General features: G+C 42.1%; 17 protein-coding genes. 8 read left to right on the forward strand and 9 right to left on the reverse strand.

Features of this window, described 5'->3' with window-relative positions; all coding sequences use genetic code 11:
* Positions 1 to 43 precede the first annotated feature (43 nt).
* From carB to RBR61_RS04720, 5 genes are read left to right on the forward strand one after another with little or no spacing between them, the layout of a single operon-like run.
* On the forward strand, positions 44 to 3,301 hold the full coding sequence (gene carB / locus RBR61_RS04700; protein ID WP_320342415.1) for a carbamoyl-phosphate synthase large subunit: 3,258 nt from the start codon (positions 44 to 46) through the stop codon (positions 3,299 to 3,301).
* Positions 3,302 to 3,303: 2 nt separating this feature from the next.
* Complete coding sequence (locus RBR61_RS04705; protein ID WP_320342417.1) at positions 3,304 to 3,735, forward strand: hypothetical protein; 432 nt, start codon at positions 3,304 to 3,306, stop codon at positions 3,733 to 3,735.
* Positions 3,732 to 4,175, forward strand: a complete 444-nt coding sequence (locus RBR61_RS04710) for a hypothetical protein (RefSeq protein ID WP_320342419.1) — start codon at positions 3,732 to 3,734, stop codon at positions 4,173 to 4,175. The genes RBR61_RS04705 and RBR61_RS04710 overlap by 4 nt, the downstream gene beginning before the upstream one ends.
* On the forward strand, positions 4,172 to 4,732 hold the full coding sequence (locus RBR61_RS04715; protein WP_320342421.1) for a hypothetical protein: 561 nt from the start codon (positions 4,172 to 4,174) through the stop codon (positions 4,730 to 4,732). Before RBR61_RS04710 ends, RBR61_RS04715 begins: the two co-directional genes overlap by 4 nt.
* 2 nt (positions 4,733 to 4,734) lie before the next feature.
* Entirely contained in the window at positions 4,735 to 5,913 is a 1,179-nt protein-coding gene (locus RBR61_RS04720) for a glutathionylspermidine synthase family protein (protein WP_320342423.1), read from the forward strand.
* A gap of 21 nt (positions 5,914 to 5,934) precedes the next feature.
* Here the strand turns inward: RBR61_RS04720 and RBR61_RS04725 are convergent, their stop codons facing one another.
* From RBR61_RS04725 to RBR61_RS04755, 7 genes are all read right to left on the reverse strand, one after another.
* On the reverse strand, positions 5,935 to 7,137 hold the full coding sequence (locus RBR61_RS04725; RefSeq protein WP_320342425.1) for a glucose-6-phosphate isomerase: 1,203 nt from the start codon (positions 7,135 to 7,137) through the stop codon (positions 5,935 to 5,937).
* Between the two features lie 5 nt (positions 7,138 to 7,142).
* Positions 7,143 to 7,979: a UTP--glucose-1-phosphate uridylyltransferase GalU gene (gene galU / locus RBR61_RS04730; RefSeq protein ID WP_320342426.1), complete on the reverse strand. Its 837-nt coding sequence runs from the start codon at positions 7,977 to 7,979 to the stop codon at positions 7,143 to 7,145.
* Positions 7,980 to 8,088: 109 nt separating this feature from the next.
* Positions 8,089 to 10,218: an STT3 domain-containing protein gene (locus tag RBR61_RS04735; protein ID WP_320342428.1), complete on the reverse strand. Its 2,130-nt coding sequence runs from the start codon at positions 10,216 to 10,218 to the stop codon at positions 8,089 to 8,091.
* Positions 10,219 to 10,232: 14 nt separating this feature from the next.
* Positions 10,233 to 11,285 carry an aminofutalosine synthase MqnE gene (gene mqnE / locus RBR61_RS04740; RefSeq protein WP_320342431.1) on the reverse strand — a complete coding sequence of 351 codons (1,053 nt, stop codon included), beginning with the start codon at positions 11,283 to 11,285 and terminating at the stop codon, positions 10,233 to 10,235.
* A 3-nt stretch (positions 11,286 to 11,288) separates the two neighbouring features.
* Positions 11,289 to 12,488, reverse strand: coding sequence for a methionine adenosyltransferase (gene metK / locus RBR61_RS04745; RefSeq protein WP_320342433.1), 1,200 nt, complete (start codon positions 12,486 to 12,488; stop codon positions 11,289 to 11,291).
* 166 nt (positions 12,489 to 12,654) lie between these two features.
* Entirely contained in the window at positions 12,655 to 14,223 is a 1,569-nt protein-coding gene (gene lsrK / locus RBR61_RS04750) for an autoinducer-2 kinase (RefSeq protein ID WP_320342434.1), read from the reverse strand.
* Positions 14,224 to 14,227: 4 nt separating this feature from the next.
* A complete protein-coding gene (locus tag RBR61_RS04755) occupies positions 14,228 to 14,515 on the reverse strand; it encodes a putative quinol monooxygenase (protein WP_320342436.1) in 288 nt (95 codons plus the stop codon).
* Positions 14,516 to 14,729: 214 nt separating this feature from the next.
* On the opposite strand from RBR61_RS04755, the gene RBR61_RS04760 reads away from it, so the two are divergent.
* The 3 genes from RBR61_RS04760 (at position 14,730) to RBR61_RS04770 (ending at position 21,087) form a co-directional block, all read left to right on the forward strand.
* Entirely contained in the window at positions 14,730 to 17,267 is a 2,538-nt protein-coding gene (locus RBR61_RS04760; RefSeq protein ID WP_320342438.1) for an HD domain-containing protein, read from the forward strand.
* 82 nt (positions 17,268 to 17,349) lie between these two features.
* Positions 17,350 to 19,164, forward strand: coding sequence for a glutamine--fructose-6-phosphate transaminase (isomerizing) (glmS, locus tag RBR61_RS04765; protein WP_320342440.1), 1,815 nt, complete (start codon positions 17,350 to 17,352; stop codon positions 19,162 to 19,164).
* A 78-nt stretch (positions 19,165 to 19,242) separates the two neighbouring features.
* Entirely contained in the window at positions 19,243 to 21,087 is a 1,845-nt protein-coding gene (locus tag RBR61_RS04770) for a GGDEF domain-containing protein (RefSeq protein ID WP_320342442.1), read from the forward strand.
* Between the two features lie 154 nt (positions 21,088 to 21,241).
* Here RBR61_RS04770 and RBR61_RS04775 read toward each other — a convergent pair whose 3' ends face one another.
* Positions 21,242 to 22,351: an Mrp/NBP35 family ATP-binding protein gene (locus RBR61_RS04775; RefSeq protein WP_320342443.1), complete on the reverse strand. Its 1,110-nt coding sequence runs from the start codon at positions 22,349 to 22,351 to the stop codon at positions 21,242 to 21,244.
* A gap of 112 nt (positions 22,352 to 22,463) precedes the next feature.
* Complete coding sequence (thiC, locus tag RBR61_RS04780; RefSeq protein ID WP_320342445.1) at positions 22,464 to 23,840, reverse strand: phosphomethylpyrimidine synthase ThiC; 1,377 nt, start codon at positions 23,838 to 23,840, stop codon at positions 22,464 to 22,466.
* Positions 23,841 to 23,932: the final 92 nt, after the last annotated feature.

Raw genomic sequence — 23,932 nt, forward strand, 5'->3', positions numbered from 1 at the left:
TATAATAAACAAATTTTTTATGTACTAACAAAAAAGGTAAACAATGCCAAAACGCACCGATATTCACACTATTTTACTTATAGGTTCGGGTCCGATCATTATCGGCCAGGCCTGCGAATTTGACTACTCTGGAACGCAAGCAGTTAAAACACTAAAAGAGCTTGGTTACCGCGTAATTCTTATAAACTCTAACCCGGCAACTATCATGACTGATCCGGAATTTGCAGACAGAACATATATAGAACCTATAAAAGAAGAGGTTATCGCCAAGATCATCAGAGATGAGAAAGTAGATGCCATTTTACCTACCATGGGAGGACAGACCGCGCTCAACGTAGCTATGAGCATGTATGAAAAAGGTATGCTTGAAGGTATTGAGTTTTTAGGCGCAAATCCAACAGCTATAAGCAAAGGGGAAGATAGACACCTATTTAACGAAGCAATGATAAAGATCGGCATGGACCTGCCAAAGAGTAAAAACGCTTACAGCGTTGAAGAGGCTATCGAAGTGGCTCGCGAGATCGGCTTTCCGGTAATATCAAGAGCTTCATTTACCCTTGCCGGCGGCGGAAGCGGCGTGGCATACAATATGGAAGAGTTTGAAAAGCTCGCGCAAGAGGGTATCTCTGCATCGCCGATCAATGAGATCGAGATCATGGAGTCTATGCTTGGCTGGAAAGAGTACGAGATGGAGGTTATCCGTGACAAATCGGACAACTGTATCATCGTATGTTCGATTGAAAACTTCGACCCGATGGGTGTTCATACCGGAGACTCTATCACGGTAGCTCCGGCACTCACTCTAACAGACAAAGAGTATCAGCGTATGCGTGATGCCTCTTTTGCAATTTTACGCGAGATCGGTGTTGATACGGGCGGAAGTAACGTACAGTTCTCAATCGACCCAAAAACAGGGCGTATGATAGTTATCGAGATGAATCCTCGAGTTTCGCGCTCATCAGCTCTTGCTTCAAAAGCAACGGGTTATCCTATTGCAAAAGTCGCAACACTTCTTGCGGTCGGCTTTACTCTTGACGAGATCACGAACGACATCACGGGAACTCCCGCATCGTTCGAGCCTGTTATAGACTATGTCGTTACAAAAGTTCCGCGTTTTACTTTTGAGAAGTTTCCCGAAGCTATAAATACGTTAAGCACGAGCATGAAGTCCGTGGGCGAAGCAATGGCGATAGGTCGTACTTTTAAAGAGTCTATTCAAAAGGCGCTCTGCTCTCTTGAGACCGGTCTTTGCGGATTTGACGAGGTAGATGGCGATATGGATTTCATCAAGCATGAGATCCGTCGTCCAAACGCTGACAGAATTTTATATGTTGCCGAAGGATTCCGCCGCGGAATGAGCGTAGAGGAGATGTTTGAGACATGTCAGATAGACCCTTGGTTCTTGTATCAGCTTGAAGAGATCATAAAAACAGAGAGCAGTATGAATGAGAGCATCTTAAGTGATGCCGAATATATGAGAAGTGTGAAAGTTGACGGTTTTTCAGACAAGAGGATCGCTCAGCTTTTAACGCAAAACTCAGGCAAAAAGATAAGCGAAGATGATGTATATAAAGCTAAAAAAACTCTGGGAGTAAACCTTGAGTACAATGAGGTAGATACATGTGCCGCAGAGTTTGAAGCACTTACTCCATACCTCTACTCGACGACAAACATCACAAAACTTCCAGATGTAAAAAACAGAGTAAGCGATAAGAAAAAAGTGCTTATTTTAGGCGGCGGGCCAAACAGGATCGGTCAGGGTATTGAGTTTGACTACTGCTGTGTTCACGCTGCATTCGCGCTTAAAGAGATGGGCATAGAGACGATCATGTACAACTGTAATCCAGAGACGGTTTCAACAGACTACGACACCTCTGACGTTCTCTACTTTGAACCGATCGATTTTGAACACGTAAGAGAAGTGATAGAGAACGAACAGCCTGACGGCATCATTGTCCACTTCGGAGGACAGACACCGCTAAAACTTGCAGACTCGCTTAATAAGATAGGAGCAAAGATCGCGGGAACTCCTTCCAGCGTGATCGATCTGGCGGAAGATAGAGAGCAGTTTGCAAACTTCGTAAATCAGCATGGACTAAAACAGCCCTCGAACGGTCTTGCGCGTACAAAAGAGGAGTCTTACGTCATAGCGCAAAGACTCGGATACCCTGTGCTTGTTCGTCCATCATTCGTTCTTGGCGGACGCGGTATGAGAATCGTATACAGTGAAGATGAGCTAAAGCAGTATATGGACCTTGCAGTATCTGTTTCAAACAACGCACCGGTTTTGATAGACAAGTTCTTGGATCAGGCAATAGAACTTGACGTTGATGCGATATGCGACGGTAAAGACGTCTATATCGGCTCGGTTATGCAGCATATCGAAGAGGCTGGCATCCACTCAGGTGACAGCGCTTGTTCACTACCTCCTGTCAATCTCTCAAAAGAGATGATCGACAAGGTTGAGAAGCAGACGAAAACGATCGCGCTGGGTCTTGGTGTACGCGGACTTATGAATGTCCAGTATGCTATATATGAGAACGAGATATATCTTATAGAAGTAAACCCTAGAGCTTCAAGAACCGTTCCTTTTGTAAGCAAGGCTACGGGTATGCCGCTTGCAAAAGTAGCGACACGCGTGATGGTAGGCGAGACTCTTAGAGACGCTCTAAAATATTACGACAAGTACAATATCGTTATGGAAGAGAACGGCTTATTAAAGCCTCGTCTAAAAGGGCACATCTCGGTAAAAGAGGCTGTTTTCCCTTTCCACAAGCTATACGGTGCGGATCTTGTTTTAGGACCTGAGATGAAATCAACGGGTGAAGTCATGGGGATCAGTTCAAACTTCGGTATCAGTTTTGCAAAAGCTCAGATTGCCGCAGGCAATAAGATAGCAAGAGAAGGGACCTGTTTCCTCTCTTTTGTGGATACCGACAAGAAACATGCTCCGGAGATCGCAAGCGGTCTTCATAGACATGGATTTAAGCTTGTTGCTACAAAGGGGACTCAAGCCGTTATTGAAGCGGCAGGCATCCCTTGTGAAGTAGTCCTTAAGATCTCTGAAGGTCGCCCAAACATAGAAGACAGCATGAAAAACGATGCTATACATATGGCGATAAATACATCTGACAATAACACATCAAAAAAAGATGCCATCGTTATACGCCAAGAGGTGCTTAAGAGAAATATACCTTACTTTACTACTCTTAGTGCTGCAAGAGCGCTTATTCTTGCTCTTGATGAGATGAGAGACGATTCATGGTCTTCTTCCAAAGCGCTGCAAGATTTTCTAGCATAGATATGCCCGTAATCCTAACACAAACCGACACTACCGTCGGTTTTTTGTCACAAAATACGCAAAAACTCTACGAAATAAAATCCCGCCCGCAAACAAAACCGTTCATCAAGGTCTACAAAGACTTTAAAAGCTTTAAGCAGGATGGAGGCAGGGTTTCAAAGGGAAGAAAAAATCTGGTTCGCCGCTCAAAAAAGACTACATTCATTATCAACAATTTCTCTTTCAGAGTCGCACATCCCCATCTTGATTCTCAGATACTAAGAGAGACTCCCTGGTTCTACTCAACTTCGGCAAATAAAAGTGCCGAGAGATTTAATAGGGATTTTTGCGAATCAAAAGCTGATATAATAGTAGAGGATATTAACTCTCTAGTTGAAAAAGATTCATCGTCTCTTATAAAAATAAACTCTACAAAGAGGAGAAAACTAAGATGAACAGAGCGATTCAAGCACTTCTCAGCGGTATCTTTATTACGTTTATTTTAGATTTCTTTCTCTTTCTGGGAATTTTGCTAAATTATATAAACTATTACAATATTGATCTTTACTACAATATTCTCTTTGCAGACAACCAAAACGGCTTTCTCTTTTTTGGACTAAGCATTATTCTGGGCTATATCGTAGTATATGTTCAAAACTATAAGGTCAGTCTGATAACCGTAGGCGTGCTCTCTTTTCTTGTTCTATTGACGCTTTTTCAAAGCATAGGTCATAGTGTTGGAGAAGTTATGTTTATGCAAAAAGATAAAGTTTTAGAGACCTCTAAGAGAACCTACAGCGGTGATATTCTCTATGACGGCAGAGAGCAGATTGCATTTTATGAACGTAATCTCAACAAAATTATTAAAATAAGTAAAAAGGATTTAAAAAAGTGAGACATATCTCTTCTCTAAAAAGTGGTGTTGCACTGGGAAGTGCCGGAGTAGTTATGATGAGTGTTCTTAGCGGATGTACATCACAGCAGCAGGAGCCTCAAAACAGATACCTTGTCATCGAACAGCTCTCAAACGGAAAATATATAGTGGTCGAAGAGATGCCTACAGAGGGTCCAAACAGAGCTATCATCCGTGAAAAAGATGAGAACGGCAATACCGTTGAGCGTTTTATGAACGAAGATGAGATGAGAGCAATGGCGGAACAGGAGTATGTAAAGACTCTAGACGGCTCTTCAGAAGCAGTGTCGAGCAGTGACTCAAGTGCGGGAATGGGGCTTGCGAGTACGATCCTTGCTGTTGCTGCGGGAGCACTTTTAGGCAATGTGATAGGCAACGCTTTGATGAACAACAAAAACTTTGCCTCCAGATCCTCGTCCGTAAATAAAAGTGCCTACAGCCGCTCCGCCGCTGCAAGAGCCTCAACTGCATCTGGCAAAAAAAGCTTTTTTGGAAACTCTACCGCTTCTACTTCAAGAACTTCTACATACGGCGGCTGAGATTGGTGAGACTGAAAAATATAAAGCCTCTGAAAAATGAGCAGTTGGAGAAGCTTGGTTTTACTTGGCATACGGACAGTGACAGCAGCAAGTATATAAGCGAGACTCTGGTCAAGATTACACAAGAGGAAGCAGAGGCTTATTATGAAGCCGTAAATGAACTCTACGATATGTATACAGAAGCAGCCGAGTATGTTATAGAGAACAACCTCTTCTTTGAACTCGGCATCCCTTTTAACCTTATAGACGCAATTAAAAAAAGCTGGGAAAACGACGTTCACTGGCATATCTACGGCAGATTTGATCTAGCCGGCGGTCTGGACGGAAAGCCGATAAAACTTATTGAGTTCAATGCAGATACACCTACATCGCTTTTTGAGACCGCTCTTCTGCAGTGGGCTCTTTTAAAAGAGAACTCTCTTGATGAGCAGAGCCAGTTTAACAATGTCTATGATGCTATAAAAGAGAATTTTAAACGTCTGATCACGCTCTTTGACGATACAGAGCTCTTTAATGAGAGATATGACGGCTGGAAAATACTCTTCTCCTCGATCCACGGAAACGACGAAGAAGAAGCAACAACAAGACTGCTTCAACAGATCGCGACGGATGCAGGTTTCAACACAGGGTTTGAGTATCTGCAGAATGTAAAGTTTGATGAAGACGGGATCTATGACAGAGATGAGAATCAGTATGAGTACTGGTTCAAGCTCTATCCATGGGAAGATATTGCCATAGACGAACCCGAGCTTGCGACGACTATGAGTAACATTATGCAAAACCAGAGTGCCATAATCCTAAACCCTGCATATACTCTGCTTTTTCAGTCCAAAGGTATGTTAAAGATACTCTGCGACCTTTTTCCAGAATCACCGTATCTTTTAAAAACATCTTTTGAACCTCTAAAAGGCGTAAAACAAGTAGAGAAGAGTGTCTTTGGCAGAGAGGGTGCTAACGTAAAAATAGTTGACTCTGATGGAAGTGTGTTGCATGAGCAGGATGGACCTTACGGCAACTACAAAAAAATATACCAAGAGTATGTAGAGCTAAATAGCGATGAGGACAAAGAGAAGTATCAGGCGGGAGTTTTCTTTGCTTACGAAGCTTGCGGTCTTGCCTTTAGAAAAGGCGGCGAAATACTAAACAACATGAGTAAATTTGTAGGGCATGTTATAAAGTAGACCTACAAGATTTAAAGAACTCTACTTCTTAAGCTTCTGTTTTAAGATTAGCTTTCCAGCCTCGACTCCGGGCTGGTCATAGGCATTTATATACATAAATTTTGCGCAAACCGATGTCAGAAGCTCATACTCATACATCAGTGTCGCAATACTCTTCTCACTTACGCTGTCTATCGTTATAACATCACAAGGGATATCATTAAGATTGTTTATTGACTCTATCGTCGCATCTGCCTGCTCGTTTATAAGCGATGAGAACTCAATACCGTCAATATAATCAAGTTCCTCTAAGCCCTCCAGTTTTACACTCGGAATCTTTAAATTGCTGTCAAAATCCTCGACCTTTATGACCGTGACCGTCTTGTCACGCCTGCCCTCTACTATTAGCTGTAAAAAGGAGTGCTGATCAATGGGCCCTATTATCCCAATCGGTGTAAGTCCCTGTCTTGTGCTGTTGATATCTATCTTGCCCAGACTCTCGCCCCAAAGTTGAATATACCATTTGTTGAAGCCGTCAAGTCTTGATGAGTAGGAGAATACTACATTTATGTTGAAACTGTTTTTGTACTCTACAAAAAATCTGGCTTTTTTAAGCACTCTCTCATAGGTTAGTGTTTTATTAAAAAAAGAGTCGTACATCTCTTTTGCACCGCTTAGGAGCTGATCAATATCTACTCCTACGATTGCCAATGGAACCAAACCGACTGCGCTAAATACGGAAAATCTCCCGCCTACATTTTTTGGTATATCAAAACTGGTAATGCCGTTTGCTTTTGCATATCCGCTCAGTTTGGAGTCACTCTCGGTTATTACAAGCGTATTGTTTTTATCGCACTTAATAAGGGAGTTTATATATTTAAAAATAGAGATGGTCTCTATAGTCGTGCCAGACTTTGATATAACTACAAAAAGAGTGTCGTCTAACTCGATATTCTCAAGCTTTGATCTTATATCTATAGGGTCCGTGGTCTCCAAGAAATAGAGCTTTTTGCTTAAGTTTTTCGAGTATTTTAAAAATTTGTATATGGCGTATGTACCGAGCGTGCTTCCGCCTATACCGATAACTACTATGTTTTTTTGCACTACGCTCTTTGCATACTCTTTATACTTGGAGGTGTCACTGAAGACAAGATTATAGTAGCCTATATCCTCTCTCTCTTTTACTATCTCTTCAAAAATATCCTCATCCGATATGGTGGGATTATAGTTGTGTCGGTACTTCATGATTTTTAGTTACTCTTTTTATAAAAATAGTTTGTAGCCTCTACAAAACCGTCTACACTTCCGCAGTCAAATCTTTTTCCTTCAAACCTGTAAGCAATTACCCTTCCCTCTTTTGCCTGAGCAAGCAGAGCGTCGGTTATCTGTATCTCTCCGCCTTTTCCGGGTTTTGTATCTCTTAAGATGTCAAAAATATCAGGTGTAAGTATATATCTGCCTATGATCGCAAGATTTGAAGGAGCATCTTTTGGGTCAGGTTTTTCTACCATATCGGTTACCCTTATAACACCATCTTCCTCTGCATCGCCTGCTATTACTCCGTACTTGTTGCTGTCCTGCGGCGGTATCTCTTCAACTGCTACGATAGAACAGCGATACTTCTCATAAAGTGTGACCATCTGAGACAAAACGGAACTTCCGTTATTATCGCATAGGTCATCGGCTAACACTACCGCAAAAGGCTCATCTCCGATAAGCGTCTCACCACTGAGAATTGCATGCCCTAGCCCCTTCATCTCGATCTGTCTTGTATATGAGAAGGTGCACTTTGTAATAACATCTCTTATCTCTGTAAGATAGTGCTCTTTTGAGGTTCCTTTTATCTGATGCTCCAGCTCATAAGATATATCAAAATGATCCTCGATCGCACGTTTTCCACGACCTGTAACAATCGCCATGGTATCAATTCCCGCACTTATCGCCTCTTCTACACCATACTGAAGCAGCGGCTTTGTAAGCACTGGAAGCATCTCTTTTGGTATAGCTTTTGTTGCAGGCAGAAATCTTGTTCCGTACCCTGCTGCGGGAAAAAGGCATTTTGAAATTTTTGTTCTATCTTTTGGCATCTTCTATCCTAAATGGGATGTATTGAAATTCTTAAACTCAAAACAGATGAGCTTTTTTGAGTTTTGCAAGAAGTCTGTTTTAATTTGGATTCTATCCAATTTAAACATATTAAATCTTTAACCTGTATATCTTTGATTGAGGAGTATCCACAACCTTTTCAAAGAGAGTTTTGTCATACTCTCCAAGCACACTTAACTGAATATAGAGCGAGTCGTATGTTTTTTCATCCATGACCAAAAAGGTGTTATGAGTGGCCATATATATGATCGTCACATCGGCAGATAGGTTTGCCGTCTGTACGTTTTTTGAAAACTTCATACTCTTATCGTATGATGTCTGAACAAACCTCTTTATCGGCACTGTCTGATTGCTGATGGTTATAGTGGCATTTTGAATATTAAATATAATGCCCCCGCCGAGATGGATAATATTTTGCTCCTGCTTAAACATTCTTGTAGCATAAAAGAGCGGGCTTTTTCTCATCTCGCCGCTCATTAGATCTATACTTGAGAACTTCTCAACGGTAGGATATATATCTATCATCCTGTGCGGCAGATAGAGATAGACATCTCTGCTCCTCTCTGGAAGTTCCATATCACCCTCTAAAGAGAGCAAGAAGTCATTTATGTCACTAAAGCCGTAATCTTTCGTCATCTGCTCAATGTTTGAGAATATTGTGAGGTTCTTATCTCTGATTAGCTCTATGTTCTCTTCTTTGAATTTAAAGGTCTTCTCAGTGTACTCGACATCGAGTCTTGCCATCTTCGCCGCTGCTTCTTGAGGATGTGTCAAAATAAAACTAACCGGAAAATTCACGACTCCACTGTGTTTACCGCCGTCGATCAGTGTTTTGACATCGCTATAATATCTCAGTGGATAGCCGTAATCCCACCATGCAACCACATAATCCTCTCTATCTGCTATATCTTTGAATTCATCAAGCACCTTGACCTCATCAGCACTGAAGACCGTTGGAACTCTGTAGTTTTGTATGTGGAGAATATTTGGATACAAGATCGCCAATGTAAGAGCAGCTATTGTTAAAAACTTCAATCTTGAAGTCGGCATAAATCTTGCCGCTTCTGTTATTAAAAAAGCGACACCAAATGCCAAAACAGGAACTGCATAGATGGTAAAGCGAAGCCCTCCGACATACGCCAAAAAACCAAGACCTATAAGGGGAAGCCCAAAGAACATGATCTTGTGCTTATATGCCAGATATATAAATCCTCCTACAGAGAGAACAAACGTGACAACATGCCCGCTTATTCTATTTGCAAAAGTATCAAACGGAATATGTCCCGCCTCTCTGACGGTCTGGACAACCGAATAGAAGTGAAGCCCAAGCCCCTCTTTGCCAGCCGTTACAGCATCTTTAAATACATACCCTTTAAGCTGTCCCCAGATAGGGTTAAACCCGCCTGAAGCAAAAAATAGAACTATCGACACACCAAAAATATAGTAAACATACCTGTCAAACTTCTCTTTTGTGTAGATATAAAAGGCAGCGATTACCAAAATAGTTCTTATATACCCCTCAAGACCGATCATAGCAAGCATCATAAGAGATAGAAGTTTGTAGTTGTAGATATTTTTTCTATCCCAGATCAGGGTGTAAAGAAGAATAAGTCCAAAGAACGAGAACTCCAGAGAGTAGCTTTGTGGATACCACCATCTGTATATAAGAATATCAATTGCCGTGATAATGAGATACTTGTTTTCATTTGTTCTAATTGCCCAGATGATGGACCACAGAAGAAACATGGGAAGCACGATATTTAGCATATCTGTGTCAAAGTAGCCGATCATCGTCCTGTTGTAGTAGCTGTTTGCTATGCTCGCCAGTAGTGCGGCTACAAGCCCCATCTCTTGATTGTTTAGGCTTTTTGCTATAAGTATTATGGGAACAACAACAAGAGAGCCCAAAAAAACAGGCATAAAAAGAATGACAGTCTCAAAGGAAAAAGGCAAAACAAATGCAAAAAGAGCCGTCAGTTGTGAAGCAGCAGTAGTTATAGGAGAGAGGTCATTCTCCTGGCTCATGCCGCTTAAGATGTCTCTTGCCCCCTCAGCCCAGTAGTAGCCGTCATTGGTGTTTATCATAAACTGACCGTTAAACTTAAAAGGCTCATAATCTGCAAACTGATAGAACCACACCATCCTAAGAGCGACCGAGAAGAGAAATGCTACAGCAATATAGAGCAGCGTTATTTTAGTCTCTTTGTTTAATGTACCCACGGCTTTTCCTTTAGTTATATCTCGTTATACAGACTGTCTCTCTCTACGGGAATAAATCCGCTGTTTTTTATGAGTGCTCTGAACTCTTCAAGCTTCACGCCGTTCGCACTCTTTGCACCTGCTGCGGAGTTTATAGACTCTTTTTCTATAGTTCCGTCCAAGTCGTTTGCACCGAACTCCTGCGCTACGAGTGCGAGATTGACGGTTGATGTAACCCAGTAAGCTTTAAGATTTGGCACATTGTCCAAAACTATGCGGCTGATCGCCATAGTACGCAAAATCTCGTTTGCCGTGATCGGTTCTTTTATATTAAGGTAGTTATTTTCAGTCTGGTAAACAAGAGGGATAAAGCAGTTAAAACCGCCTGTCCCATCTTGCAGCTCTCTTATGCGCATCATGTGGTCTATTCTGTTCGCACGGCTCTCGACATGTCCAAAAAGCATGGTAACATTACTCTTTTTACCGCGCTCATGCCATTTTTTGTGTATTTCGAGCCACTGCTCGGATGTTACTTTGCCTTTGCAGATATAGTCTCTGACCTTCTCGTCAAATATCTCTGCACCGCCTCCGGGCATGGAGTCTACGCCATATTCAACCATCAAATCAAGAATCTCGTCATAACTTTTGGAGTAATGGCGGGATAGAAAATCAACCTCGGCTGCGGTTAGAGCTTTTACATGCAGAGCCGGGTAAGCGGTTTTTATCTTTTTAAAGATCTCCAAGTACCACTCCAAGCCAGTGTCCGGATTGTGCGCCGAGACGATATGAACCTCTTTGGCACCTCTAGAGTCGATATCTTTTACGATCTCCATTATCTGCTCATGGCTCATCGTGTACTGGTTTGGATTTTTTCTCGTTGCTGAATATGCACAAAACTTGCATACATCAGCGCAGACGTTAGTAGGATTTATATGGCGGTTTATGTTATAGTAGGTTTTTTTGCCGTGCTTCTTTTTACGGATATTATCTGCTAGTTCACCAAGCTCAAAAAGGTCCATATCATAGAGAGAGAGTGCCTCATCGAAGCTTACTCTATGACCTGCTAATATTTTCTCTTTTAAATTCATCAACTATTTTAAAGCCTCGAACTTCTCAAGCTCATCGAGCTGCTCCCAAGGATAATCACTCTGTCCTACCTGCCCGCGAGCTGCGACATCTGCGTATAAAAATGTCTCTTTTGAAGGCATGTCAAGATTGAACTTTCTTGTTATCCAGTTTGGAGTAAGCGAGAAGTTCTGCTGCACAAACTCAGAGAGCTTGTTATCATCCATGCCATCAATGACTGTTCCGTATGTGTCAACCGTCACGGATGTAGGCTTTGCAACACCTATCGCGTAAGATATCTGAACGAGCGCTTTTTTAGCAAGTCCCGATGCTACGATATGTTTTGCAATGTAGCGTGCCGCATAAAGTCCGCTTCTATCCACTTTCGTGTAGTCTTTTGAACTTTGAGCTCCGCCGCCTATCGGTGCATAACCGCCAAAGCTGTCAACGATAAGCTTTCTTCCCGTAAGTCCAGAGTCATGAAGCGAAGAGTGCGACACATATTTGCCTGTCGGGTTTATGTGAATGATACAGTTGCTTTTGTCATAAAGTTCACTTGGAAGAGCTGCATCATCTATGAGCTCTTGTATCAAAGCTCTTACGCTTTTTATATCCATTGTGTTCACGCACGGAGCAGAGACTACGATCGTATGGATCTTTTGCGGTCTGCAGCTCTCAAAGTTCTCTTTTGTACCGTAATCCATGGTGACCTGAGTCTTTATGTCAACACCCAGTTTAGACGGGTTTGCTTTTGCATAGTTATAGACCTTCTCCATCAAAACTCTTGCGTATGTAATAGCACTCGGCATATAGTTTTTAGTCTCAATGTCTGCGTAGCCGAACATTATCCCCTGATCGCCCGCTCCGGTCTCTCCGTCCTCTTGATCAACACCTTGGTTGATATCAGGAGACTGTGCATTTAAAAGCACTTGAAGCTCTATATCCTCAGGATGGAGACACTCCTCTTTTGTAAAGTACGGATTTCCGTCATAGCCTATGTTTACAAGCGCATCATGAACTATTTTTTTATAATCTTCAGTCGTTATTCTGGTTTTTGACGTAACTTCCCCACCTATTACGATATGTTTTCCCGCAACAAAAACCTCTGATGCAACTCTTGATCTTGGATCCCCTATTATCAATCTGTCAACTATACTGTCCGCTATAATGTCAGCGCACTTGTCCGGATGCCCCGGACTGACTACTTCACTCGTAAATAAATACATCTGTTTCCTTAAGTTATTATCAGCTACTATAAATTTAGCACGATAAGGAGCAAAGCCCCTTATTCTACGCTAACGCTAGGTTTTCTTCGGCAGAAGACCCATGCATGGCAAGCCATGCTTTTAAATTTATAGATAACTAGTTTGCAAAACGCCACTTGATTTTTGTTTATATGACTAAACCTGGCGCTTTCCACATCGAAGTCGTAATATTATCATCTACTAACTTTAATTGTACTTCGTATGCCTTTTCAAATCTTATTTTTATCTCATCGTAAATCTTTTTGTTCTCCAGATTCGGCTCATAAACTCTATCCCAGAGAACCAGTTTTTTTGCCGCATCTGCCATACTCCCATAAACTCCAACGCCTACACCCGCAGCCATTGCAGCCCCAAGCGCGGTTGCTTCGGTGACTTTGGGAATCTTGACTCTGCACCCTGTAACATCTGCAACTATTTGAGGCCAGAGCCTGCCTTTGCTTGCACCTCCCGCAAAAACAATTTCATCAATTTTTACGCCCGTAAAATCTCTGATCTTATCAAGGTTTATGCCTGAGACTATCGCGGCATTTTCCTGTAGACTTCTAAACATCGAAGCGCGGTTGCAAATAGAGGGATCTATGTTTAGATTTAAAAAACTGGGTGCTGCATGATACCATTTGCCATACTTCATAGAGTCTGAAAAGATCGGCAAAATACCGTATGAACCTACAGGAACTTTTGAGGCTTTTTCTTCCATGAGTGCATAAACATCCACTCCTTGCTCTTTAGCTTCAAGCTTCTCCATATCGCAAAAAGCGTCTCTGAACCAACGCATAACAAGTCCGCTAAAAAAAGTGATACCCTCCGCTTGAGATTGATTTTGGATCACATGCGGGTTTACTCTTATATTCATATTTTTTGGCGGAGGCGTATTTTTGTCTATATTTACAACCTGCTGCCAAAATGAGCCGCCCAAAATAGCAGCTTGTCCGATATCTACTACACCTAGCCCTGCAGAGCCTAGCTGAACGTCTCCGCCGCCCATGACCACTTTTGTTTTTGTTGATAGACCCGTGACAACACCGGCCTCTTTGCTCACGCTGCCCATAAGAGTTCCTACCTCCAAGACAGGCGGAAAAATATCATCCTTCAACCCTACTTTTGCAGCCATCTCATGAGCCCAAGTGCGATTTTTAAGAGAGAATACTCCGGTTGTTCCGCCGTTGCTCGGGTCAGTTGCAATAACTCCGCAAAGCCGTGCCAATATCCAATCACCTATCATGGATACTTTTGCGACACGCTCATAAACCTCTGGTCTGTTATTTTTTAACCATAAAATTCTGGGAATTGCCCCAAGTGCAAAAGTCTGCCCCGACTCTTTGTAGAAATCCTCTTCGATGCCTTTGAAGTTCTCTTTTAAAAAGCGCACTTCCTCGCCAGCCCTTGCATCGACATTTGCGACCGCCCAAAGCTCTCTGCCGTCTCTGTCGTAAAGAACTATCCCCTCACGCATGCTCGTCGCACTAAGAGCTGCTATGTCCTCGCCGCTTAGCTTTGCAAGGGAGAGCGACTCTTTTATACACTCACACACGAGTATCCAGTTTGCATCAAAATCAAAGCTCATGGAGTTAGGCACGCCCTCCTCCTCCAAGTGCGCCCACTCATGCTGAGCAACGCTTATCTGATTGCCCATCGTATCAAAGATAACGGCTCTAACACTCCCGGTTCCGGCATCTATCGCCATTAAGTAGTTCAAAATACTACCCTAATACTTCCAGCTCATCGCTGTATTTATCTTCGCAGTACTGCTCGTAGCTTGATTTGTAGATTTTATAGTGTTCTGAAGCTTTGTGCCCGTCAAGTGCCGCTTCATCTCTCCATGTCTCTACTGCAAAAAACTTCTCCGGTCTATCCTTGCACTGAAAAATGTCGTAAAAAATACATCCGTCCTCTGCTTTGCTTGGTGCCACCATCGCACTTAAGAGCTCTTTCATCTTCTCTACGCCATCTTTTTTTGCTATAAATGTCACTTTTTTTGTTATCGTCATCTTATATTTTCCTATGCTTAAATTTTAATCGTAGCGATTATAGCAAAAATGGGTAATTTGACTATAATAATGCCAGTTTTTTTCACAACTCATACTCGTTCACTAAGGCTTCACGGTGGGTGCCCCAAATCTCGCAAACGATATTTGACCCCTCCGTTGCAGAATCGTTCACTTCGTATGGTTATGAAAAATATTTATAAAAAAGGGTTTCACATTGGATTTAATACTGCAAATTGAAGATTTAATAGAAAAAAACGGCAGTGATTTTGAACTATCAAAACTCTTTAAAGCCTTTATAAAAGAGTACAAAACCTCGCTTGGCGAGCTCTTTAAGAAAAATCAGGGAAAAGATTTTCTTGTCCGCCACACAAAACAGCTCGACTCCATTATAACTTTGATGTACAAAACTACTCTAAGGCGTATCTTTGGCAACTACCTTCCCATGAGAAGCTCCATTCCCATAGCCATTGTCGCACTTGGCAGCTACGGCCGCGAACAGCTCTGTGTTCACAGCGACGTGGATCTGCTTATAGTATATGAAAAGGTAGACGGATTTAACAGTGAGCTTATAATCGAGAAGTTTTTCTATCTCGCTCTTGATGCGGGACTGAAACTTGGGCACAGGGTCCATGAGACGAACGATCTTTTTGCGGCCAGCAAAGAGGATATCACCATAAGAACGGCGCTTATGGAAGCCAGATTTATAACGGGCTCTACGCTTACATGGCATGAGACAAGCAAAGAGCTTGGCAGAATACGCACGTACGAACAAAAAGAGTTTATTTTAGAGAAGATCAAAGAGTCGCAGGAGAGACGTAAAAAGTACCCGACATCAATGCAGCCCAATATTAAAGAGAGTGTCGGCGGGCTTCGCGACTCAAACTTTATATTTTGGATTGCACACACTATCTACGGAGTGACTACGCTTAAAGATCTGGCTGGTGTTTTGTTCTCGGATGAGGAGTACAAAGAGTACCGAGCAGCGCTTGAGCTGCTCTTTCGTACAAGAAGCGCTCTTCATCTTATTACGAATAAACAGGAGGACAGGCTTCTTTTGGAGTTTATCCCGGAAGTGAGCAGACTTTTAGGATTTAAAAACCAGCAGAAGATGGTCACAAAAGTTCTTGAAGCGCAGTGGCGCATAAGCAACTTTACCCAGATATTCGTAAAGAAGATGGTTCGCCCATATATAGCCGATATGTCACAGCTTGGCAATTTTAGAAAAAATCGTCTAAGCAGAGGCATATACAAGATCGATAACAGGATCTACGCCTCATACAATCTGCCTATTCAGCCGCTTAACAAACTTCTTGAGACTTTAGTTTTGCTTGAGGACAAGCCGTACCATTTCGATGCAGGGTTTTTGCGTCAATTTACCTACGTAAAAATATCCTACCCGCTTCAGGCAAAGACATATTCGCTTTTAAAAGAGCTCTTTAAAAAGAGATATATGTACAGTTTTTTAAAACTCTTTTACGATGCGGGAGTGCTTCACCATCTCTTTGGCGCCTTTAAAAAAGTTCTTCATCTGCCACAGTTTGACGGTTACCATCACTACCCAGTTGATATCCACTCCATCAAGTGCGTTGAAGCGCTCGAAAACATCAAAGAGCCGTTTATTCAAAATCTCTACGATGAGTTTAGCAACGACGAAAAACTTCTCTTAAAGATCGTAACTCTCTTTCATGACAGCGGAAAGGGAAGAGTCCAAGACCACAGCGAAGTGGGTGCCAAACTAATCGCAGCTTTCACCCAAAAAATGAAACTAAAAGAGGAGGAGAAAGAGAGATGCATCACGTTGGTAAAACAGCATGTTACTATGAGCAATGTCGCACTTAGAGAGAACATACACAACGAAAAGACGCTCTATAAGTTTATGTCAAACGTGGGAGATGTGAAGAATCTGCAGCTTCTTTATGTACTTACCTATGCGGACATTAACGGTGTCGGAGATGGTGTATACAACTCTTTTACCTCAAAACTTCTGCGCGAACTCTATATAAATGCGCTTGAGGTCGCACAAAACCGCCAAAGGATCACCGACGCATCAAAAAGGATAAACAGCGAAAGGCGTGTAGCCAAGCTTCAAGAGTTTATAGAGCTGCCAAAACTGCTGCAGAGCAAACTTCTGCGGGTAGAGTCAAATCTCTTTTTCCTAAAACACACTCCTCATGATATTATTGAGATCGCAAAAAAAGCATCCAAGACAAAAGAGTATGACTTTTCTATAGACACACAGAGCTCTCTGGTAATAGAGATATACAGAAAGATACCGCTGAACATCGGCTATCTTCTGGCATCTCTAAGTCATCTTGATGTCGCATCTATGGAGATATTCACACTATTTGACGGTGTGAAATATTTTAAAATAGAGTTTATTGAACATGTTGATGAGAGTGAGACCATTCATATAGAAAATATCATCAACAACGCTTTTGATATGAGCAAGCATATAAAGCTAAAAGAGGTGAGTATCAGCGAAGATGAGATAGGCATTGATTGTGAACACTCGCTCACCCATGCAGAGGTCACGATCAACACCCAAAACCAAAAAGGGCTTTTGGCATACATCATGGAGTGCTTTGAAGAGCTTGGCATAAATATCGTCACAGCAAAGATCCACAGTACCAAACATAGAGTAAGGGACAGCTTCTTAATAGAAAAACAAAACGATATATGTAATAATGTCGCAAAAATTTATGCGCTATTAACTTTACGCAGCGGTGAACAAAGTCCTCCGCTGCTACGCTAGCCGCTAAGGCACTAAAGCTAGCCGCCTAACGGCGTCAGAGTAAAATATTGAATATAGCTAATTATAAAAGGAAATATCTACTATGTGCGGAATTGTGGGATATCTTGGACAAAAAAATACAAAAGAGATTTTATTAGAGGGACTTAAAGAGCTTGAGTACCGCGGGTATGACTCTGCAGGGATCGCAGTTTTGCAAGACGAAAAGTTCTCTAACTACAAAGCTGTCGGAAAACTTGTAAACTTAGAAGAAAAAACCAAAGATTTTAAAACAGATGGTTTTGCAGTAGGTATCGGGCATACAAGATGGGCGACACACGGAAAACCCACTGAACTAAACGCACATCCTCACTTAGGAGAGGGCTCTTACGTCGTACACAACGGGATCATAGAGAACTACGCAGCTCTGAAAAAAGAGCTTCAATCAAGCGGTGTTACATTTTTGAGCCAGACAGACACGGAAGTCATAGTACATCAGTTCGAGAAAAACCAAAAGAGTGCCAAAAACAGTTTTGAAGCTTTTAAAAAGACACTAAGCGAACTTCACGGAGCCTATGCTATCTTGCTTGTCACAAAAAGTGAGCCTGATACAATATTTTTTGCAAAACACGGCTCACCGATGCTTATCGGAGTAAATGAAGAGAACGAGAAGTATTTTGCATCTTCAGACACGCCGCTCATAGGACACTGCCAGAGAGTCAACTACTTTGAGGATGGTGATTACGGATATGCGTCATCGGATAAAATAGCTATTTTTGACAAAGAGGGAGCTCAAAAAGAGCCTAAGTTCTGTGAGCTTTCACAAAACAAGCTCCTTGCTCAAAAAGACGGCTACAGATTCTTTATGGAAAAAGAGATATATGAACAGAGCGTCGTGATCTCCGATACTCTTATGGGAAGACTAAGCGATGATGAGATCATATTTGATGAGCTTGACAAGAGTCTCTTCGATGGCATAAACGAGATAAAACTCTGTGCATGCGGGACATCGTACCACGCGGCAATGAGCGCGTCATACCTATTTGAGAGATACTCAAAGATAAAGACTTCCCTAGAGATCGCCAGCGAGTTTCGTTACAGAGACCCTATAATGACAAAAGAGACTCTTTTTGTCGTGATCTCCCAAAGCGGAGAGACAGCCGATACGCTTGAAACTCTTAAGATGGCAAAGGCGGCGGGTCTAAAGACTCTGGTCATCTGCAATGTCGACAACTCATCTATGGTAAGACTCTCCGATGCGACAATACTCACAAGAGCGGGAATAGAAAAAGGGGTAGCTTCTACAAAAGCTTTCGCTACTCAGGTGACAGTTTTTTGGATGCTATCTTTATATATAGCTAAACTGAAAAACTCGCTTACACAAAAAGAGATCGCTTCACACATCTCTACTCTTCGCGAGATTCCTTCGCATGTTAAAGTAAGCGATGAGATGCATGAACGCATTAAAAGATTGTCAAAAAGATATCTTCACGGTCACGGCTTTTTCTTTATCGGCAGAGATGTATTCTATCCTCTTGCATTAGAGGGTGCTTTGAAGCTCAAAGAGATCTCCTATCTGCATGCAGAGGGATATCCTGCCGGGGAGATGAAACACGGTCCTATCGCGCTTGCAGACCCTGAGCTATTTACCATAGCGCTGCTTCCCAAACATCTTCACTACGAAAAAGCAAAAAGCAACGTCGAAGAGCTGAGTGCAAGGGACTCTACTATCTGTGCTATCAGTCAGATAGCGTTTGAGAAGGCTGATGATTTTATAGAGATATCTGCGTGCGATCACTATATGCTTGAGTTTTTTGAGATGATGGTAGTTCTGCAATTATTGTCATTGGAGATATCTATAAGATTGGGTAATGACGTCGATATGCCTAGAAACTTAGCAAAAAGCGTAACTGTCGAATAATTGGCTGATATTTCAAACTAAATTTATATTTACTTAGCTATTATAAAAAATCAATACACCACCATAAAGTGATCAATAATGAAAACAAAATCCAGACTTTTACTGATAGTTACATTTATGCTGCTAGGACTTACCGCCGCAACGATTGTCAATATCTCACTTAACTTTAGAGAGTATAGCATCAATAGCGCGGTCGAGAAGTCACAGCTGGCTGCAAATATAGTAAAAGACGGACTTACCGCCCATATGGTAAACAATATGATGGATAAGAGACAGTACTTCTTGGACAAGATAGCAACTAGCAACAATATTAAATCTATCTGGATTGCCAGAGGCGAGAATGTAATACAGCAGTACGGAGAGGGTCTAAGCAACGAAGCTATCAGGGACGAGATAGATAAAGAGGTACTGCGAACCGGAGAGAGCGTACAAAAGATCACAGAAAATACAAAAGCAACAACACTCAGAGTCACTATCCCTTACAAAGCTTCTACACCTATGGACAACACTAACTGTATGTCATGCCACAATGTTGCAAGAGGCGATACTCTTGGCGTTATCAGCATGGAGTTTGATATCAGCGATATGAGAAGCAGCGGGATGCTGACTATCCTAAAGATCTTAGGAATAAATCTGCTATTTATTGTCGTGGTTCTCTTTTTGATAAACTACTATGTAACACCGTATCTAAATCTTTTCTCCAACCTGCAAAGCGGAATTAAAAAGGCTTACAGCGGAGATTTTTCACACCATTTCGTATCAAAGGTCGGTGGAGATGCCAGAAGCGTCGTAGATCAGATGAACTCTCTTTTTAGAAAGATGCAGGAAACTTTTGGCGATATAAAATACAATCTTGCAACATTTATACCGCAGGGGTGTGTATCCTCAAGCGATCCGCTTTATGAAGCAAAGACTATTATCAGCGAACTATCCGACATCTACAAGTTTAAAAAGACTATCGAGCTTGACGGTTCAAAAGATGAAGTATATACAAGGATAATAGATATTTTAAAGCTCAAGTATCAGGTCGGGCACTTCGCATTCTACGAAGTCAACAACGTAACTACGGAGAGAAAACTGATCTACAGCACCGAAGATGAGAATATCTGTTTTGAGAAGACCAACAAGAACGCAATGGAGTGTAGAGCTCATAGAACAAACAGCGTGACTATCTCTACAGAGTTCCCGAATCTGTGTCAGGCTTGCCTTGCGGTCGATGTAAACTATGTATGTATTCCTTTTAACATCAATCACGACATCTCACTTACAGTCTCTATGACATCCGAGGATAGAGACGAAGTTGAGAAGATGAAGAAAAATATCTCAAGTATCAAGCACTATCTTGAAGCTGCTAAACCTGTTATAGAGAGTCAGATACTTATGGAGAAATTAAGAGACACCTCTTTAAGAGACGGTATGACAGGTCTTTATAACAGAAGGTTCCTTGAAGAGATAATAGACAAGATCATGAGCCATGCCAACAGACATAACGAGACATATGCCGTCATGATGCTTGATGTCGACTTCTTTAAGATGGTAAACGATACTTACGGACATGACATAGGCGACAAAGTGATAGTCGCCCTTGCAAAGGTGCTCAAAAACAGTATCCGTGAAGCAGACTTGGCAATACGCTACGGAGGCGAGGAGTTCCTTGTTCTTCTGAGCAATGCAACCGATGAGGGGGTCATGCAGGTTGCCAGAAAAATACACTCTGCTTTCGGCGCACTCTCTTTTGATGTAGGAACTGCAGAGAGCCTTAAAAAGACGCTAAGTATCGGTATAGCAAAATTCCCGACGGATGGCGATACTATCTGGAAGTGTATCAAGTATGCGGATACGGCTCTGTATGAAGCTAAAAATACGGGAAGAAACAAGATAGTAGAGTTTAAACCTGAGATGTTCCAAGGAGAGGATTTTTAATCTTCCTCTTCTTTATTAATTTATACTACGCATTAAAAAATCATAAAAATTAAAAGAGTGGTGTAGATTCAAGAAGTTTAGTGAGGAAGCATACTTAAAGTATGTGACGAGCGTAACGACGCAGAATATGCGCCGCTATTTTGATTTTAAACTATTACTTGGTGCTGCAAGCACTAACACCCGGAGGCGTCGTCGGCTGAACATCTTCGTTGCTTGCTCCGCCTTTTGCATTTACCTCTTCTATGGTTGCCCAGATAGACTCGGCAGCAGCCATATAGCGTTTTGCACTCTCACTTGTAGGGTTTACGAATGTAATAGGCTTTCCTTCATCTCCGCCCGTTCTGATACTTGGCTCGATCGGAATCTCGGCAATTATTTTGGTATCGAACTCTTTAGCCATAGGCTCTGAAGTCCCTTTTCCGAATATATCATACTCTACACCCGTATCAGGAGCGATAAAGCCGCTCATATTCTCAACGATTCCGGCGATTGGAATATTTAGCTTCTTAAACATATCGAGTGAACGGCGAGAGTCATCAAGAGATACAGCCTGAGGAGTTGTAACCGTAAGTCCTGCAGTAACAGGTACGCTTTGAGCCAATGTAAGCTGTGCATCACCCGTTCCAGGAGGCATATCAATAACTAAAACATCAAGATCGCTCCAAAGAATATCTCTTAAGAACTGCTCAATTGCTTTCATGATCATAGCACCGCGCCAAATAAGCGACTGCCCCTCTTCCATAAGAGAACCCATAGACATCATCTCTATGCCGTAAGCTTTGATCGGAAGAACTTTGTTTCCTGTCACCTCAGGTTTGATATCTGAGACGCCTAACATACGAGGAATATTAGGACCGTAGATATCGGCATCCAAAAGTCCCACTTTTTTACCTTGAGCTGCAAGTGCGATAGCGATATTAACAGATGTCGTAGATTTTCCGACCCCGCCCTTACCAGAACTTACCATTAAAAAGTTTTTAATATGAGGAGCTATGTTCTTGCTCTTTGGTTTTGGAGCTTCAGGCATCTTTGGAGCTTTGATGTTGACCGTTACATTTGCCGCGCCCACAGCTTTGAGCTCTGCCGTTGCATCATCGATTATCTGCTGTGCGACTTCAGGAGCGCTTGATGTTATCTCTACATTGAAGCTTACATCACTTCCGTTGATCTCTATACTATTTACAAAACCAAAAGTCACTATATCCTTTGTAAAACCCGGATATAGAACTTTTGATAGTGCTGAATTTACAATATCTTTAGTCATTTCTATTTATTTCCTTTATAAATTTCATTTTCGTAACTTTACCATAATTAAAATAAGACAAAAATTATCCTATATCAATTCTAAGCCGTTTTTTTACATCGGCTAAAAAAGTCTAGACCGCTTCTCTCTCTTTTGCTTCTCTTGCGATCTGCTCGATTGCTTCAGGATTGTCCATAATGTTTTGAGTTATCTTGTACGAACAAAATTTCGGTCCGCACATTGAACAAAACTCTGCCTCTTTGAATACATCTTGAGGGAGGGTCTCATCATGGTACTCACGAGCGCGTTCGCTGTCAAGTGCCAGCTCGAACTGCTTCTCCCAGTTAAACGTATATCTCGCATCGCTCATCTCATCATCTATATCTCTTGCCCCTTTGCGGCCCCTTGCGATATCCGCCGCATGTGCCGCTATCTTGTAAGCGATGATCCCCTCACGGACATCATTTGCATTTGGAAGCCCAAGATGCTCTTTTGGCGTAACATAACAGAGCATAGAAGCTCCGTGCCATCCACCGACAGCCGCACCGATCGCCGAACTGATATGATCGTATCCTGCAGCGATATCGGTAACCAAAGGTCCGAGTATATAAAACGGAGCCTCGTGGCAAAGTTCGCGCTGAAGTTTCATATTGCGCTCTATCTGATTAAGAGGAACGTGTCCTGGCCCCTCGATCATGACCTGAACATTCTTCTCCCATGCACGGAGCGTCAATTCTCCCAGGACTTTCAACTCTCCAAGCTGCGCATCATCACTTGCATCAGCCAGACATCCCGGACGCAGAGAGTCACCAAGTGATAGAGAGACATCATACTTTGCACAGATATCCAAGATATCGTCAAACGCCGTATAGAAAGGATTTTCTCTATGATAGTGCATCATCCAAGCAGCCATCAAGCTTCCGCCGCGGCTCACGATACCCATCTTTCTTTTGGCGATCTTTGGCATGGTCTCAAGCAAGAAACCGGCGTGAATCGTAAAGTAGCTCACCCCCTGTTTTGCCTGACGCTCTAAAACCTCAAGCATAACGTCTATGCTCAAATCCTCTATCTTATTTCCCACATCATGAAGTATCTGATAAATAGGAACCGTTCCTATCGGGATCTTTGAAGATGCGATCACCGCTTTTCGTATCTCATCGAGATCACCGCCCGTTGAGAGGTCCATCGCAGTATCTGCTTTATAGTGCTGAGAGACCTGCATCTTCTCAACTTCGCCCTGAACGTCGGATGCTATTGCAGACGAGCCTATATTGGCATTGATCTTACATCTTGCAGCAAGCCCTATCGCCATAGGCTCAAGAGAGGTGTGATTTACGTTTGCGGGAATAATCATTCTCCCTCTTGCTATTTCGCTGCGAACCAGCTCAGGAGAGAGATCTTCTACTTTAGCTACGTACTCCATCTCCTCAGTTATTATGCCCTGTTTTGCGTAGTACATCTGTGTTTTAACGGGGTCGCTTTCGCGCTTTTGCACCCATGAAGTTCTCATATTTTCTCCTAAATTCTATATACTCTGCTTTATTAAAGTAATGAAAATATAATCAAATAAAGTTAATATAATATTAAGTTTATTATTTGATT

This window comes from Sulfurimonas sp., from assembly GCF_034005705.1.
In the GTDB taxonomy this organism is placed as follows: domain Bacteria; phylum Campylobacterota; class Campylobacteria; order Campylobacterales; family Sulfurimonadaceae; genus Sulfurimonas.